At 64.7% G+C, this 15,245-nt stretch carries 16 protein-coding genes; 12 read left to right on the forward strand and 4 right to left on the reverse strand.

Annotation, left to right across the window (positions count from 1 at the left end; all coding sequences use genetic code 11):
• The first annotated feature begins 33 nt into the window (after positions 1-33).
• A complete protein-coding gene (gene hflX / locus CXY80_RS10040) occupies positions 34-1,614 on the forward strand; it encodes a GTPase HflX (protein WP_104132428.1) in 1,581 nt (526 codons plus the stop codon).
• A 239-nt stretch (positions 1,615-1,853) separates the two neighbouring features.
• On the opposite strand, the gene CXY80_RS10045 is transcribed toward hflX, so the two are convergent.
• Genes CXY80_RS10045 through CXY80_RS10055 form a run of 3 tightly spaced genes read right to left on the reverse strand, consistent with a single transcriptional unit; the run spans position 1,854 to position 4,444 of the window.
• Positions 1,854-2,873: a GTP-binding protein gene (locus tag CXY80_RS10045; RefSeq protein WP_104132429.1), complete on the reverse strand. Its 1,020-nt coding sequence runs from the start codon at positions 2,871-2,873 to the stop codon at positions 1,854-1,856.
• A gap of 54 nt (positions 2,874-2,927) precedes the next feature.
• The gene (locus CXY80_RS10050; RefSeq protein ID WP_104132430.1) at positions 2,928-3,353 is read right to left on the reverse strand and encodes a (2Fe-2S) ferredoxin domain-containing protein; all 426 of its coding nucleotides are present in this window, start codon (positions 3,351-3,353) and stop codon (positions 2,928-2,930) included.
• A 53-nt stretch (positions 3,354-3,406) separates the two neighbouring features.
• Entirely contained in the window at positions 3,407-4,444 is a 1,038-nt protein-coding gene (locus CXY80_RS10055; RefSeq protein ID WP_104132431.1) for a GTP-binding protein, read from the reverse strand.
• 47 nt (positions 4,445-4,491) lie between these two features.
• Between CXY80_RS10055 and CXY80_RS20755 the strand changes: the two genes are divergently transcribed.
• The 9 genes from CXY80_RS20755 to metE all read left to right on the forward strand — a co-directional run bounded on the left by CXY80_RS20755 (position 4,492) and on the right by metE (position 12,567).
• On the forward strand, positions 4,492-4,641 hold the full coding sequence (locus tag CXY80_RS20755; protein WP_134477310.1) for a ribosomal protein bL36: 150 nt from the start codon (positions 4,492-4,494) through the stop codon (positions 4,639-4,641).
• A gap of 304 nt (positions 4,642-4,945) precedes the next feature.
• Positions 4,946-5,101 (forward strand): zinc transporter permease, encoded by a 156-nt coding sequence (locus CXY80_RS10060; RefSeq protein ID WP_104132432.1) that lies wholly within the window; start codon positions 4,946-4,948, stop codon positions 5,099-5,101.
• A 163-nt stretch (positions 5,102-5,264) separates the two neighbouring features.
• Positions 5,265-5,810, forward strand: coding sequence for a Chromate resistance protein ChrB (locus tag CXY80_RS10065; protein ID WP_166791487.1), 546 nt, complete (start codon positions 5,265-5,267; stop codon positions 5,808-5,810).
• Entirely contained in the window at positions 5,807-6,238 is a 432-nt protein-coding gene (locus tag CXY80_RS10070) for a chromate resistance protein ChrB domain-containing protein (protein WP_092449875.1), read from the forward strand. Before CXY80_RS10065 ends, CXY80_RS10070 begins: the two co-directional genes overlap by 4 nt.
• 18 nt (positions 6,239-6,256) lie before the next feature.
• On the forward strand, positions 6,257-7,660 hold the full coding sequence (gene chrA / locus CXY80_RS10075) for a chromate efflux transporter (protein WP_233195242.1): 1,404 nt from the start codon (positions 6,257-6,259) through the stop codon (positions 7,658-7,660).
• Positions 7,661-8,227: 567 nt separating this feature from the next.
• Positions 8,228-8,443 (forward strand): hypothetical protein, encoded by a 216-nt coding sequence (locus tag CXY80_RS10080; RefSeq protein ID WP_146070717.1) that lies wholly within the window; start codon positions 8,228-8,230, stop codon positions 8,441-8,443.
• 101 nt (positions 8,444-8,544) lie between these two features.
• Positions 8,545-8,769: a sigma factor-like helix-turn-helix DNA-binding protein gene (locus tag CXY80_RS20760; protein WP_158251630.1), complete on the forward strand. Its 225-nt coding sequence runs from the start codon at positions 8,545-8,547 to the stop codon at positions 8,767-8,769.
• 399 nt (positions 8,770-9,168) lie between these two features.
• A complete protein-coding gene (locus CXY80_RS10090; protein ID WP_199182252.1) occupies positions 9,169-10,134 on the forward strand; it encodes a methylenetetrahydrofolate reductase in 966 nt (321 codons plus the stop codon).
• Between the two features lie 87 nt (positions 10,135-10,221).
• On the forward strand, positions 10,222-12,567 hold the full coding sequence (gene metE, locus CXY80_RS10095) for a 5-methyltetrahydropteroyltriglutamate--homocysteine S-methyltransferase (protein WP_104132436.1): 2,346 nt from the start codon (positions 10,222-10,224) through the stop codon (positions 12,565-12,567).
• A gap of 107 nt (positions 12,568-12,674) precedes the next feature.
• Here metE and lexA read toward each other — a convergent pair whose 3' ends face one another.
• Complete coding sequence (gene lexA / locus CXY80_RS10100) at positions 12,675-13,379, reverse strand: transcriptional repressor LexA (RefSeq protein ID WP_104132437.1); 705 nt, start codon at positions 13,377-13,379, stop codon at positions 12,675-12,677.
• A gap of 290 nt (positions 13,380-13,669) precedes the next feature.
• Here lexA and CXY80_RS10105 point away from each other — a divergent pair, with 290 nt between their 5' ends.
• Complete coding sequence (locus tag CXY80_RS10105) at positions 13,670-14,083, forward strand: LysM peptidoglycan-binding domain-containing protein (protein WP_092449865.1); 414 nt, start codon at positions 13,670-13,672, stop codon at positions 14,081-14,083.
• Between the two features lie 31 nt (positions 14,084-14,114).
• The gene (locus tag CXY80_RS10110; RefSeq protein ID WP_104132438.1) at positions 14,115-15,239 is read left to right on the forward strand and encodes a histidinol-phosphate transaminase; all 1,125 of its coding nucleotides are present in this window, start codon (positions 14,115-14,117) and stop codon (positions 15,237-15,239) included.
• Positions 15,240-15,245 lie beyond the last annotated feature (6 nt).

Genomic DNA, 15,245 nt, shown 5'->3' on the forward strand with positions numbered 1-15,245 from the left:
ACCTTTCAACTTCGTTGAACTAAGGTTAATGGGATGAATGATCCAACGGCGCCCCGCGGCAACGACGCAGTAGAAAACGAGCCCGTAGAACCGGCACTTGACGCCGATGATGTCGTGGCGCGCGTGTTGGCCAGCGCCGACAGTAAGGCTGCCGGCTATTCCCTGTTCCGTAGCGGATCGGCTCAGGCCCTGCAAACGCAGGCCTCCGGTGAATATGACGGCAGCGACCACGACGGTGACCAGTCCGAACGTGCCGACCGCAACGCCCTGCGTCGCGTCGGCGGCCTCTCCACCGAGCTTGAAGACGTCACCGAGGTGGAATACCGCCAGCTGCGCCTCGAAAACGTGGTCCTGGTGGGCGTCTACACGCACGGCACCGTCGACGACGCCGAAAACTCTATGCGGGAACTGGCCGCCCTGGCCGAGACCGCCGGCGCAACCGTGCTCGACGGTTTGCTACAGCGTCGGGCCACCCCCGACCCCAGCACCTACCTGGGCAAGGGCAAGGCCCAGGAAGTCGCCGACATCGTCAAGGCGCTCGGCGCCGACACCGTCATCGCCGACACCGAACTCGCTCCCAGCCAGCGGCGTGCCCTCGAAGACGTGGTCAAGGTCAAGGTCATCGACCGCACCGCCGTGATCCTCGATATTTTCAGCCAGCACGCCAAAAGCCGGGAGGGTAAAGCGCAGGTCGAACTGGCTCAGATGGCCTACATGCTGCCGCGCCTGCGTGGCTGGGGTGACTCGATGTCTCGCCAGGCCGGTGGCCAGGTCGGTGGCACCGGGGCCGGCATGGGCTCGCGTGGTCCCGGTGAGACCAAGATCGAACTCGACCGTCGCCGCATTCACACCCGGATGTCCAAGCTGCGCAAGCAGATGGTTGAGATGAAACCCGCTCGCGAGGCCAAACGCGCCAACCGCAAGCGCAACTCCGTTCCCTCGGTCGCAATCGTCGGTTACACGAACGCTGGCAAGTCCAGCTTGCTGAACCGCATCACCAAGGCCGGAGTGCTCGTGGAGAACTCCCTCTTCGCGACCCTCGATGCCACCGTGCGAAAGTCGACGACCGCCGACGGCCGCCTGTACACCCTCACCGACACGGTCGGCTTCGTGCGCAACCTGCCGCACCAACTGGTTGAGGCGTTTCGTTCGACCCTGGAAGAAGTTGCCGATGCCGACGTCATCGTGCACGTGGTGGACGGCTCCCACCCCGACCCGGTCGCGCAACTGGCGACCGTGCGCGATGTTATCTCCGAGGTCGGCGCCCGCGACATACCCGAACTGGTCGTCTTCAATAAGAGCGACCTGATCAGCGACGATGACCGGCTTGTGCTGCGCGGCCTCGAGCCGAAGGCGACGTTCGTCTCGGCCCGAACCGGTGAGGGTATCGAAACCGTGCTTACCGCGGTGGCGCTGTTGCTGCCGACGCCGCAGATCGAACTCGACCTGCTCATTCCCTACGATCGAGGCGACCTCATCGCCGTGCTGCACGATCAGGGCCGCATCGAGGCGACCGAGTACGTGGAAGCCGGTACTCACGTGACGGCGTTCGTCACCCCCGAGATCGAGCCCCAGTTCGCCCCGTTCGTGATTCTGTCCGCGCTCTCCGCGTAGCTTTTCGCTTCAAGTAGGGTGGACGCACGAGGAAACGATCTATTCCGCGGTTCCTTGTCTTCCTCGTCGTAGTAGTTGCATCGAGTTCCGCTCTCATGCTCGTCGTTCCGGCCAGTCTTGTTGCGCGTAGCCGTCGGGGTCGAGGGTTCGGCTGAGGCGTTTCCAGTGGCGGCCGGGCCCGCGAGCGGGGCGTCACCCTGACCGATACGTCCTGCGGTTAGTGGGCCGTGTCAAATCGGTCAGATGCTCAACCGACGCAGCCGGGTGAGCCGACGGAGACCGTCGTTGGGTGAAAGACTTCGTGCCGGGTTGACGGCGCTTTCGAGGCGGTTGCGCACCGACGCCACGATTAGATGCATCCCGATCGCGACCAAGCCGTCTTCGCCCGATCCGACCGGGTGCGGGGCGATGTGGATGTGCCGGCCGACGACGTTGACCGAAATTCGGCGCCGACGGGATCCAGCCCCTACCGTGACCGCACCCTTTAGCCGGTACACCCCATCGGGCGGGTGCTCAAGAAGATCCACCAGCCGACCGGCGTCCACCGGCGCAAGGGCCGTCACCGTCACGGCGTCGGCATGCGGGTGGGGGTGTAGGTCACGAACCGGGCCAGAGCCGAGCAGCGCGGCGAACGATAGCTCGCCATCTGGAGCCGGTTCGAGCGCCGCGTCGAACACTAGCGCGGGGTCGAGGCGCCCCTGGGCCGTGCTGATAATGCGAGCCCAGGGATTGCGCTGCCGAATCCGATTAACGATGCGCGCCACCGCAGCTTCTCGTTCCGGCGGCGGGATACGGTCGGTCTTGTTGATCACAATGAGAGATGCCGCGGAATACCGCGCCAGCGCCAGGACACCGGTGTCGATGGTCTTGAAGTGTTCTACGGCGTCTACGATATCCACTAGCCCGCCGGACCGTACGTTGGCAACTCCGCTGTAGCGGATGAGGCGGGCAAGAGCGGACGGCTCGGCCACGCCACTGGCCTCGACGATCACGGCGTCCAGTCGCAGCCGTGGCTGGGTGAGCGCGTCGAGGGCGGCATCAAGGCCGCCCGCGTCGGGCAGGCAGCACACGCATCCGCCACAGATGCCCGCCACCTCATCGATTTGGCCGATCGCCAAGCCAGCGTCGACGTTGAGGACGCCAAAGTCGTTGATGACGACGCCCAGACGCGCGTCCGGGGCGCGCAGTAAGTGATTGAGCACCGTGGTTTTGCCGGCGCCGAGGTGGCCCGTCAGAGCGATCACCGGAACTTGCCGCACAGCGGATGCCTCTCCTTCATTCGGTCGCGCCGCTGGCGGTCCAGCCGGCCCTGCCTACCGCTTATTAGGATGGGCCTGGATGGGTTTGCCGACGCCGAGGACGGCGTCTTGCAGCAGGAGGGGTACGTCGTTGGCTGGCATTTCGCCGGGCAACGGTCCGCCGCCGCGAATCCACCCGAGGAGCGCGTCCAGGATTGCGGGCCGGTCCACGCCACCCAACCATACGGATGGTCCGGTCGTGCCGGTGACTCCATCGCGGCGGGCAACAGCGGCGACTGCCCCATTGGCGCAGGCGCCCAAGCAGGGTGCGGACACGAGCACGGCGCCGCGACCGCTCACGATCGTGGTGCGCACTCTGTCGGTGCCGGTCTGGTCATCGGCCAGTCGGTGCAGAGCCTCGCAGCGGTGTCCGGTGCAGAGAGCGACGAGTGGGCCGCTCGCGCCGGGAACGATCGAGGTGTGAGTGTGGGGGCTGGTCATAGTTGTCTCCCTTGCGGTGTGTTGCGGTGTGTTGCGGATGGGGCGGTGCCGTTTCAGTCGTCATCCTGGTTGAGGTCCCAGGCCGGGAACGGGTCGGTCAGGCTCCGCCACTCCATGGGACCGCCGATGAACTCGCGATCGTCGAGCAAGCAAGCGTCAAGGTTCGCGGTGAGTCGGGCGCCGTCAAGGTTTCGGCCAAAGAAGGCGATTTCCTGACCCCATGGCGACTCGGGGTCGTGGCTGCCCATGCTGGTCGGCTCGAATGCGATGGTGGGACCGGCGCTGTTCCACGACCCGACGACGTGCGGGCGCGATGCCAGTCTGAACAATCCACGGGAGCGGAGGATCTCGCCGGACTCGGTGGACGTGTCGCTGAGGAAGCTGGCGAGGCGGCCCGGGTGAAAGGGGCGGGGATCCCGGTAGACGACGCAACCGAGACCGGTGCGGCCCGAAGCTAACAGCCCCTCGCTGTTCAGCTGTCGGATCCAGCCGGGGCTCTGCTGCAGCCAAGTGAGCATGTCCACCCGGGGTGGCAACCACGCACTGACCGAGCTGTGCCCGTGACGGGCGAAGATCACCTGGCAGGACGGGTTGAGCAGTCTCACGAAGTCGCGCAGGTCCGCGCACTCGGCGGCGGTGGAGAGATCGGTCTTGTTGATCACCACCACGCTGGCCCACTCGATCTGTTGCACGAGGGCATCGGCCACCGTGCGGTCGTGCTCACCGTGGGTGGCGCAGGGCTGCGGTGGCTCGGGTGCGAGTTTATCGCTGCGTATGTCCCGCCAGAAGGTGGACGCATCGAGCACGCTGACGAAATTTCCCAGGCGGATGGCGCCGGCTTCCGAGTGCAGAACTAGGTCACCGCCGGCGGCCATGACCGCGACGGCCACCTCGAGCGGCACGGCGGATGGGTGGATCTCCAGCATGACCTCGCTCCGAGTGCCGGTGCCCGCGATGGCCCCACTGACGGCGGCCCGATCGGCACCGTCCAGACTGATGCTGGTTCGGCCGCTCGCGCGAGCGATGGAGGACTTGCCGGCGCCGGCGAGGCCGCTCACGAGGTTCAGGGTGAGGAATGAAGGCGATGTCATGCCTGCTACTCTAATTGATACGTATTCTCAATAAGGAAGAAATGGTCATGAAGGTACGCAATTCGCTCAAGAAGCTCCCTGGCGCCCAAATCGTGCACCGGCGCGGTCGGGTGTTCGTGAGCGACAAGAAGATCCCCGCGCCTGAAAGCCCCACACGGCTGGTCCTGCCCGTAACCGACCGGCCACCGACTCCGTAGACGCGGTCGACCTGTCAACCGGTGAGACCGCCGCCTCGACCAAGCCGCCGGAGCACCCGGTGAGATCGCAGTCATCACCGACAACTGCACCGCTGCGGGATGCCGTCATGCTGCCAGGTGCTGGTCCAGCAAACCCCATCCGCGCATGAAGCCGCGACAAGCGTGACAATACGGCACCACTCGAGTCTTCCCTGCCGCCTGCGGAACATGCCCAACCCGGGAACGAATACATCGTCGATCGCTCATGTATCTGGTTGGCTGGATCTACTAGCAGTTGCCTAGACGGATCCACAAGGAGAACAGCATGCCCCTCACCGACACCCATGCAGAGCACGCGGTCGCGGACCACCAACACGGCGACAACTGCGGCCACCAAGCCATCAGTCACGACGACCACACGGACTACGTGCATGGCACGCACCACCACGCTTTGCACGGCGACCACTACGACGAGCACTAGCTAGACGGCGTCCTTCCCGGCTACGGCTCGTCCAACGGTTTATTGCATTTCATTGGTTGTGAGACGGTGGCATGTGTTGAATCTCGGCTGTGGGCAAGCTCCCTGTCTGCGCGACGCCGCTGACCTCCGCCTTAGAAAGTGTAACTATGGTTACACTAAAATTATGGATCTGACCTCTCCGCCGCCCGAAACGCACCCGTGGGTGTTGTTGAGCTATCACCTGCCCCGTGAACCGTCGGCGCCCAGAATCGCGCTCTGGAGGAGGTTCAAAGTCCTAGGCGTCGTCAGGTTGCAGACCAATCTCGTAGCCCTTCCCGCCGAGGCCAAAACTCGTGAACAGCTGGAGTGGCTCGCCGAACAGGTAGTGCACAACGGCGGCGAGGCGGGAGTGTGGCTGGCAACGGCCGGGTCTCAACGTCAAGAACAGGACCTGGTCGCGTCCATGACGGCAGACCGGGTCGCGGAATACCGCACCCTCGCGGAGGCTGTGGTTCAGGCCCAGCCCCTGATCGGCACCGCCCGGACCACAGCGATCAAGAAGTTGCGCCGCGAGTGGCGGGACATCAGCCGGCGGGACTATTTTCCCCCGCCGGCCAAAGAGGTAATCTCCCGTCTGTTGGACGAGATGGCCCGGTCCGCCCTGGACGGCGCTGTCGGAGCTGGCGACATTGTCGGCGTTGCAACCCACGCAGCCGGCGCGCCATCATGAAGTGGGCAACGCGCGAACATATGCATATCGACCGGGCTGCATGCGCCTGGCTGGTAACGCGATTCATCGATGCGGATGCCCAGTTCATCTTTGTCGCCGATCCGACCCACGTTCCGAAAGGGGCGACGGCATTCGATATGCGCGGCGCCGAGTACTCCCACGTGGGGTCCGACTGCACGTTCGAAACGATCCTGCGCCGGCACGAACTGGCCGATCCCGTACTCTGGAAAATCGCCCAGATCGTGCATGAGGCCGACATCGAAGATGGGCGCTTCGACGCGCCCGAGGCCCCCGGACTCGACGCCGTCCTGAGGGGACTCTCCCTGACGGGCACCGACGAACAGACCCTGGCCGTGAGTAAGCCGATATTCGACGGTCTGTATGAGTTCTACCGCCGCAGCCTGCTCCACGGCCGCGAAGCCTCCTGACGATACGAGAACTGCACTGTGAAACCCAAGAAGGCCCGGCCAGTGTCCGCAACGGATGCCGCCGAGACCCGAGACCTGGTCCCGTTCCGGGACGCCCTGCGCGTCTGGTTCCTCGTCTCGCTCGAGACTTTCGGCGGGCCGGCCGGACAGATCGCCGTCATGCACCGCATCCTCGTCGAAGAGAAACGGTGGATCGGACACCGCCGCTTCCAGCACGCCATGAACTTCTGTGTCATGCTCCCCGGCCCCGAGGCGCAACAGCTTGCCATCTACATCGGCTGGTTGCTCAACGGCAAACGCGGCGGCCTGGTCGCCGGCACACTGTTCGTTTTGCCGGGCGTCGTCGCCCTCCTCGCCTTGTCCGACATCTTCGTGGCCTACGGTGACGCACCCGTGGTCGCAGCGCTCTTCACCGGCATCGCCGCCGCGACACTAATCATCGTGGGACAGGCCATCGTCAAAGTCGGCCGACGGTGCCTCGTCCACCCCGCCTTGGTCGTGCTCGCCGTCGCCGGGTTCGCCGCCCTAGCCCTGTTCGCAGTTCCCTTCCCCGTCGTGATCCTCATCGCAGCCCTGACGGGCTGGCTCCTCACTCGATATGTGCCCGGCGTAGCGAAGAAGATCGACGGCAGCGGCGATGCACCCGACCGAATCCAACCCGTCATCGCCGATAACGCGCTCAACGCCGGGAAGCCCTCCGCCGTGAGCGCGGGCAAGATTCTGGCCGTGGGGCTGACAGTGTGGATCCTGCCCATAATCGCCGTAGTACTTTTCACCGGCATCGGCTCGGTATTCACGCAGCAGGGCGTGTTCTTCTCCACCATGGCCCTGGTCACCTTCGGTGGCGCGTACGCCGTGCTGGCCTACGTCGCCCAGCAAGCGGTGGAGGTCTTCCACTGGCTCACGCCCGGGGAGATGGCGCGCGGACTCGGTCTGGCCGAGACCACACCCGGACCCCTGATCATGGTCGTCCAGTTCGTCGGCTTCGTCGGCGCGTACCGCAACCCCGGCGACCTCGACCCGTGGGTCGCGGCCATCATCGGAGCCCTCCTGACCACCTGGGTCACCTTCGTGCCCTGCTTCATTTTCATCTTCCTTGGCGCACCCCACATCGAACGGCTCCGCGGCAACCGCCAACTCTCCGGAGCGCTCACCGGCATCACTGCGGCGGTCGTCGGAGTCATCGCCAATCTCGCCGTCTTCTTCGCCTTCAACATCCTCTTCTCCGAAACGTTCCGCCTCGACTCCGGGCCGCTACAACTCCAGCTGCCTGTGCTGAGCTCGGTGAGCATCCTGCCGCTCGCCGTCGCCGTTGTCGCGGGAGTGCTCATGCTGAAACTCCGGTGGACCGCACTGCGCACCATCGGCGTGTGCGCCCTCCTCGGACTCGCCGCCGGACTACTCGAGCTGGCCACCGCATAGATATATTTCAGGACGCCCCGCGAGCGACATATAGCGAACACAGAATGCCGCCACCAAACGGCAAAATCCACATGGTATGTCGATTCGACCGCGGTCTCAGTCTGCGTGAAAAATCGGCGACGTTCTCGCTCCTTGCCCGGACTTCATCACATCCAATCAGGGAGATCAACTTGCCGAGTGATCGTTTCGAGTCCGTCCGGACATGTCTGTAATGACGGACCCTTCAGACTTGGAGCAACACATGAACGCAGCAGACCCACTCGACGTGATGCTTGACCAATCATCACCGGGGACGGTGACGATCACGCCGAGTGTGCAGCGCGATCTTGAGGTAACGAATAGGGCAGCAGCACGCGAAGTCGTGGCATTGACTCCCTCTCGTTGGACCACTCGTTTGGTCGTCGGATTCGGCCTTGCCCTGGCGCTGCCGGCGCTGCCACAGCCACCGGTGTTTTCGCGTGGCTGCCCTGGGCTGAGAATCCTGACATGGCCTACGCGTTTGTGCATGTCAGCGGTGAGAGGTGTGGCCGTTTCCGACGCCCAGGTCCAGTGCGCGGTTGTCGCGCCGTGAGCGCCCGTCAGAAGGGCGAAAAGCTGAAGTCCATCCTCGACCAGTATGCTGGGGACGTGCTGCGTTACCTGCAACGCCGAGTGGGGCCCGACGATGCCGCCGATCTCCTCGGCGACACAATGGTCGTCGCCTGGCGCCGGGTGAACCTTCTTCCCGAAAACGCAGAGGTGCCCGGATGTGGATCTTCGGACTTGCCAGGGGAACCGTCCTGAACCATTCCCGCGGTGAACGACGTCGCCTCGCCCCGACGTAGAAGATTCGAACACGCGGAATATCGGCCTGTACCGCGCCGGCAGCCGACGAGGGCAGCGAAGTGCGGGGCGCTCTCTCGCAACTCAACCCCGCGCTTCGGGAAATCGTTCAGCTCGTCCATTGGGAAGGGTTCACCCTCGCTCAAGCTGCCCAGGTCGTCGGAATTCCCGCACCGACGGCGCGCGGGCGGTATGCACGTGCGAAGGACGAACCGCGAAAACTACGAATCCCGATAGGGGGACGTTCTTTGTGCAGTTCTCTAGCTAGGCTAAAACGGCGACGTTAATGGCGTTGACCCGCCCCGATTTTAGGGACGAGAAGACGATCGGTTGCTCAGCGCCCGCATGCGAATAGGCGTCGTAGCCGCCGGTCTCCGGCAGTACGGGAAGCGCCGAAATCGGTGACACCGTAGGGGACCAGTCACCCGCGCGGGCTTAACACCTATCCCGTCCGCTGGGCCAGCGGATAGATGCCGTCTGACCGCGCGGATGACACGAACTGTCATATTCGCATCGCTCGACGTTGGTGTTGTTACTGTCTAATCAATCGTTGCCGACGGAATTCATTCCCCGGCATGGAGCGACAGCCGAGCCCGGCATCCGCCCGCGAAGAACCGCCAGCCCGCTGGCGCGTCCGCGGCCACCCGGCCATCACCCGCTGTACTGCTTCTGCCGAATGAGGAACCATGACCACGACAGGAATTTCCGCGTGTAACGCCCGCCCGGCGTTCTCGTTCGAGGTGTACCCGCCCAAATCGGTGGCCGCAGCATCCGCTCTAATGAGCACCATCGACCACCTGGCCGCCGCCGGCCCCGAGTTCATCTCGGTCACCTACGGCGCCAACGGCTCCTCGCGCAACTCTTCTCTGGACGTGCTGCGCTACATCAAGGACCACACCGAAGCGGATGCGATGGCGCACCTCACCTGCGTCGGCTCCTCGCACGCAGGCGCAAGCCGCCTCATTCGGGAGTTCCTCGACGCCGGCATACGCAGCTTTCTGGCCATTCGCGGCGACGCACCGCAGGGTGCGGTCGAAGGCGACAACACTTTTCTCGGCGATCTGCACAGCGCGGGGGAGCTGGTGCAGCTCATTCACCGCGTGCAGACCGAACGGGTGCCGTATATCGAAACGGTGATTCCGGGCCTGCCCGGCGCCCGCGGGGTGAAAACGGAACGCAGCAAGGTGCGCATCGGGGTCGCGGCCTTTCCGAACGGACATCCCAACTCCCGGTCGGTCAGCCAGGACATCGACACCCTGCTGGCCAAGCAAGCAGCTGGTGCCAACCTCGCCATCACCCAACTCTTCTTCCACGCCGACGACTACCTGAGCTTCATCCAGCGGGCTCGCTCGGCCGGGGTGCTCTTTCCCATTCTTCCCGGCATCATGCCGGTGACCAGCCCCAACCGGTTGCGCCGAATTCTGCAGCTCTCCGGGGAGAAGCTGCCGGCCGACCTGTCCATCGACCTTGAAGTCGAACCGACCGAGGAAGGGCAGCGCCAGATCGGCATCGACTACGCCGTGCGCCTCGGGCAGGATGTGCTTGCGGGCGGCGCCCCCGGACTCCACCTCTACGCCTTCAACCAACACGACACTGTGCTGCAGGTTCTCGAGGGGTGTGGGGCACTTCCGGTGCCGGCAGTAATGCTTTAGGCCTCACGCCCGCTTCAGCGTGTAGGCCCCGAACTCGTTCGTTATTTTGCACCATTCCAACGACCAATCTCCAGTGAAGGAATCTCCATGCCCATTTCACCCGCATTTCCCACCGGTACCATCCTCGGCTACCCGCGTATCGGTCGCCGGCGCGAGCTCAAGAAGGCCGTGGAAGCGTTCTGGTCTGGGGCGATCGACGCGGTCGCTGTGGAGAGCGTGGCCGCCGAACTGCGCTCGGCCACCCGGGAACGGCTCGTTGACCTCGGGCTCGGCCGCGCCGACTCGTCGATCCCCGAGTCGTTCTCGTACTACGACCAGGTGCTGGACACCATTGTCGCCGTTGGAGCGATTCCCACCCGGTTTGCCTCGCTCGTCGGTGCTGATGGAACCATCGACCTGGCCGGGTATTTCACCCTGGCCCGCGGCGAGGGCGAGAACCTGCCGCTTGAGATGACCAAGTGGTTCGACTCGAACTACCACTACCTCGTGCCCGAGATTGGCCCGGAGACCGTGTTCTCGTTGGCCGGTGACCGCATCGTGCGCGAGTTTCTCGAGGCCAAGGCGGCCGGCTTCCTCACCCGTCCGGTGCTCGTCGGTCCGGTCACCTTTCTACTGCTCAGCAAGGCCAGCGATGAGGCGCCGGCCGGGTTCTCCCCGTTGTCCCGGCTCGACGACCTCCTTCCTGTCTACGCAGCGCTGGTATCGCGGCTAGCGGATGCCGGCGCCGACTGGGTGCAACTCGACGAGCCGGGACTGGTCAGCGAATCGATCGATGTGCCACGCGGGGACACGCTGGCGGCGGTCGCATCCGCTTATGGCGTGCTCGGTCGGCTCAGTGGCCGCCCCGCCCTGTTTGTCGCGGCGCCCTACGGCAGTCTCGATGATGCCCTGCCGGTTCTTGCCGGCACTACCGTCGAGGCGATCGGCCTCGACCTGGTTCGGGGCACCCTGCCGCAGGCGGTGCCCGGGCTGGCCGCCAAGACCCTCGTTGCCGGGGTGATTGACGGGCATAACATCTGGCGCGGCGACCTGGCGGGCGCCTTCGAGCGCGCCGAGAGCGTGCGCGCGCTGTCTGACTCCGTCACCGTATCCACCTCAACGTCGCTGCTGCACGTGCCGCACGACGTGCTCGATGAGACCTCGTTGCCGGTCGACCTGGCCAGCTGGCTGGCCTTTGCCGACCAGAAGGTGGGCCAGGTTGCCACCCTCGCGTTCGGCCTCGCTGCGGGGCGGGCGGCCATTGCCATTCCGCTCGCGGATGCCGCTGCCGCGCTGACCGCGCGTCTCGCCGCTCCGGGGGTGCGCGACGGTTCGGTGCGAGCGCGTTCGGCCGCACTCACCGACGCCGATTTCACCCGTGGTGCCTACGCCGATCGCCTGACTGCTCAGAATGCTGCGCTGCAGCTGCCGTCGCTGCCCACGACCACGATCGGATCCTTCCCGCAGACCGCAGACATTCGCCGGGCACGCGCCCAGTTTCTCAAAGGAAACCTGCCAGCCGATGACTACCGCGACCTGATGCGCGCCGAGATCGGCCGCGTCGTCGCCCTGCAGGAAGAGATCGGACTCGACGTGCTCGTGCACGGGGAACCCGAGCGCAACGACATGGTGCAGTACTTTGCTGAGAACCTCGACGGGTTCGCCGTGACCGAGAACGGCTGGGTGCAGTCCTACGGCAGCCGCTGCACCCGGCCATCCATTCTGTGGGGCGACGTCTCGCGCCCGGCCCCGATCACGGTGGACTGGTCGGTGTACACGCAGAGCCTGACAGCCAAGCCGGTCAAAGGCATGCTCACCGGACCGGTGACGATTCTGGCCTGGTCGTTCGTGCGTGACGACCAGCCGCTTGGCGAGACCGCTCGCCAGGTCGCCCTTGCCCTGCGCGATGAAATCGGCGACCTGGAAGCTGCGGGCATCCAGATCGTTCAGGTCGACGAGCCGGCCTTGCGGGAGCTGCTGCCGCTAAAGGAGAAGGACCACGCCGACTACCTGGACTGGTCGGTCGGCTCGTTTCGGCTGGCCACGGCCGGGGTCGCGGAAGCGACTCAAATTCACACGCACCTCTGCTACTCGGAGTTCGGCGTCGTCATCGAGGCTATCCGCAACCTCGACGCCGACGTCACGAGCATCGAAGCTGCCCGCTCGCGCATGGAGGTGGTACAGCAGATTGAGGCCGGCGGGTTCAACCATGGCATCGGGGCCGGCATCTATGACATCCACTCGCCGCGAGTACCCAGCGTCGACGAGCTGACGACCCTGCTGGACACCGCCCTGGAATCCATCCCCGAACGCCAGGTCTGGGTGAACCCGGACTGCGGGCTCAAAACGCGTGGCTACGAGGAGACGGTGCAGTCCCTGCACAACATGCTGGCTGCGACCCGGGTGGTGCGCGATCGCCGCGCTGCCGATCTGAGAGCCAGCCTCACCCGGTAACTCACCCGCGTACCTGGCGCCAGCAGGCAGTCTTCAGGCCCGATCACCGGTTAGTGGTCGGGCCTCACGCCGTGCTTCTGCTCTCTTCTTTGCTTGAAGCTGACTCGCTAGACCGAGCGCAATACGGCGACGACCTTGCCGAGGATGTCGGCGTAGTCGCCGACGATGGGCTCGAAGTTACTGTTGCGCGGCAGCAGCCAGGTGTGGCCGTCGCGCTTGCGCAGTACCTTCACGGTGGCCTCGTTGTCGAGCATGGCCGCCACGATCTCGCCGTTCTCCGCGGTCTTCTGCTGGCGAACGACAACCCAGTCACCGTCGCAGATCGCCGCATCGATCATCGACTCACCGACGACCTTGAGCATGAACAGCTCCCCCTGGCCGACGAGCTGGCGGGGGAGCGGGAAGATCTCGTCTATCTGCTGATCGGCCGTGATCGGAATGCCAGCAGCGATTCGACCGACGAGGGGAACCATCGCAGCGTCGCCGACCTGCACGCCCGGGTGAAAACTGTCCTGGTCGCCGGTTCCGACGTCTTCGGGCGCGCGTTGAATCTCGATGAGTACCTCGAGTGCGCGAGGACGATTCGGGTCACGACGCAGATAGCCGCTCAGCTCAAGCTGGTTGAGCTGGTGAGTCACGCTCGACAGCGAGGCGAGGCCGACGGCGTCACCGATCTCACGCATGCTCGGCGGGTAGCCGCGCGAGCTGACCGAACGCTGAATAACGTCGAGGATGGCGAGCTGGCGCGGGCTCAAACTCTTTCGGCGCCGAGTGCCGCCCTTGTCGCGGGTACCGCCGGTGCTTTGTGTCACGAGAAGCGCTCCTTGAGTCGGTCCCGCGCGGGTTAGAGGACGTCTCGCGGGAATGTCGGTGGTGTCTGGTTGAGTAGCAATCAAGCAATTGACCTATCGAAAGTTTATCCAGTTCTCGGCCTTGAAACAAACACTTATTCGAGTGTGTTGCGTGATTTTCCGGGCAGAGACGAGAAAAAGCTTGCATGTTCGATTGTTCGAAGTTATATTCGGAACATAGTTTCGTATTCGGTCCTCCCGGCCGAGGGCCGAATACGAGACTCGCAGCCCGCCTACCTTGGAGGTTTGACATGACCACAGCATTTGCCCCCGCAGTTTCTCTCCCGCCCGTCACACGTCTTCGCCTCACCCGGCGTGGACGAGTCGTCTTCACCACGCTCGCCGCATTGCCGGTCATCCTTGGCGCCCTCGTATTTGCCGTCAATGGGGGAGCGGCCGGCGCCTCTGGGTCCGCCACCGGCATCGATCTCATGTCGTACACAACCGACTCCGGCATTGTGGCCACGCTGGCCTATTCACCGACCGACGTCGGTTCAGCCCGATTCATCACGGTCGAACCCGGCCAAACCCTCTGGAACCTTGCCGAAGAGAACTTTCCCGCCGCCGACCCGCGCGACGTTGTCGCCGATATCAAGCGCATCAACGCCCTGTCGGTGGAAACGCTGCAGCCGGGCCAGCGCCTGGAAATCCCCGCCAACTCCTAAGTAGTGATGGGCAGCAGTACGGGGCCCTAGCATGGAGAGGGTGACCAGTCTCGAAGATCTTCCCCTCCGCACCAACCTGCACGGCCTGACGCCCTACGGGGCTCCGCAACTGCATGTTCCAGTGGCCCTGAACGTGAACGAGAACACGCACCCCATTCCTGAAGCGGTGGCCCGCGACATCCTCGCAGGCCTGGCCGAGGCCATCCGCACGGTGAATCGGTATCCCGATCGAGAGTTCACCGCCCTGCGCGAGGCGCTCGCCCGCTACCTCGGCGAAGAACTGACCGCCGAGAATATCTGGGCGGCCAACGGCTCCAACGAGGTGCTGCAACAGGTGCTGCAGGCTTTCGGCGGACCGGGACGCAGCCTGCTGGGCTTTGCCCCGACCTACTCGATGTACTCGATCCTCGCGTCGGGAACCGACACCACCTGGATTGCCGGTGCCCGCGACGCCGACTACGAGCTGTCGCCAGCGACCGCCGTGAGCGAGATCACGCGTACCAAGCCCGATATCGTCTTTCTCTGCTCGCCGAACAACCCCACCGGTACGCCGCTCTCCCTCGAGACCATCGCCGCTGCCTATGACGCGACCGACGGCATCGTCGTGGTCGACGAGGCCTACGCCGAATTCGCTCCGGTCGGCACCCCGAGCGCGCTCACCCTGCTGCCTGGCCGGGAACGCCTGCTCGTCTCCCGAACGATGAGCAAGGCCTTCGCGTTCGCCGGTGCCCGTGTGGGCTACCTGGCAGCCGATCCGGCCGTAACGGATGCCCTGCGTCTGGTTCGCTTGCCGTACCACCTCTCGGCCCTGACCCAGGCGGCCGCAAACGCGGCCCTGGCTCACAGCGTCGAGATGCTCGCGATGGTCGATGACATTCGTGGGCAGCGCGATCGGCTCGTTGTCGAGCTTGCGGGCCTGGGCTATGCCCCGCACCGCAGCTGGAGCAACTTCGTACTGTTCGGGGGAGTAGCCGACCCGCACGAGACCTTCGAGGCGCTGCTGGCTGAGGGAATTCTTATTCGCGATGTGGGCATCGCCCACCACCTGCGCGTAACCGCCGGCACCGAACAGGAGACGACCCTGTTCCTAGACGCCATCGCCCGACTTGGTCGCAGTGGCGGCTCCGGTCAAATTGCGCCCGCCCAAGCCGAATAAACTAGG

The organism is Cryobacterium sp. M91, from assembly GCF_002929615.1.
Lineage (GTDB): Bacteria > Actinomycetota > Actinomycetes > Actinomycetales > Microbacteriaceae > Cryobacterium > Cryobacterium levicorallinum.

Bases quoted from the DNA above. Each gene is read 5' to 3' on its own strand.
- CXY80_RS10110 (WP_104132438.1), top strand. From the start codon at position 14,115: ATGGAGAGGGTGACCAGTCTCGAAGATCTTCCCCTCCGCACCAACCTG.
- CXY80_RS10065 (WP_166791487.1), top strand. From the start codon at position 5,265: ATGGATCTGACCTCTCCGCCGCCCGAAACGCACCCGTGGGTGTTGTTG.
- CXY80_RS10105 (WP_092449865.1), top strand. From the start codon at position 13,670: ATGACCACAGCATTTGCCCCCGCAGTTTCTCTCCCGCCCGTCACACGT.
- hflX (WP_104132428.1), top strand. From the start codon at position 34: ATGAATGATCCAACGGCGCCCCGCGGCAACGACGCAGTAGAAAACGAG.
- CXY80_RS10060 (WP_104132432.1), top strand. From the start codon at position 4,946: ATGCCCCTCACCGACACCCATGCAGAGCACGCGGTCGCGGACCACCAA.
- CXY80_RS10070 (WP_092449875.1), top strand. From the start codon at position 5,807: ATGAAGTGGGCAACGCGCGAACATATGCATATCGACCGGGCTGCATGC.
- CXY80_RS10055 (WP_104132431.1), bottom strand. From the start codon at position 4,444: ATGACATCGCCTTCATTCCTCACCCTGAACCTCGTGAGCGGCCTCGCC.
- metE (WP_104132436.1), top strand. From the start codon at position 10,222: ATGCCCATTTCACCCGCATTTCCCACCGGTACCATCCTCGGCTACCCG.
- CXY80_RS10050 (WP_104132430.1), bottom strand. From the start codon at position 3,353: ATGACCAGCCCCCACACTCACACCTCGATCGTTCCCGGCGCGAGCGGC.
- CXY80_RS20755 (WP_134477310.1), top strand. From the start codon at position 4,492: ATGAAGGTACGCAATTCGCTCAAGAAGCTCCCTGGCGCCCAAATCGTG.
- CXY80_RS10090 (WP_199182252.1), top strand. From the start codon at position 9,169: ATGACCACGACAGGAATTTCCGCGTGTAACGCCCGCCCGGCGTTCTCG.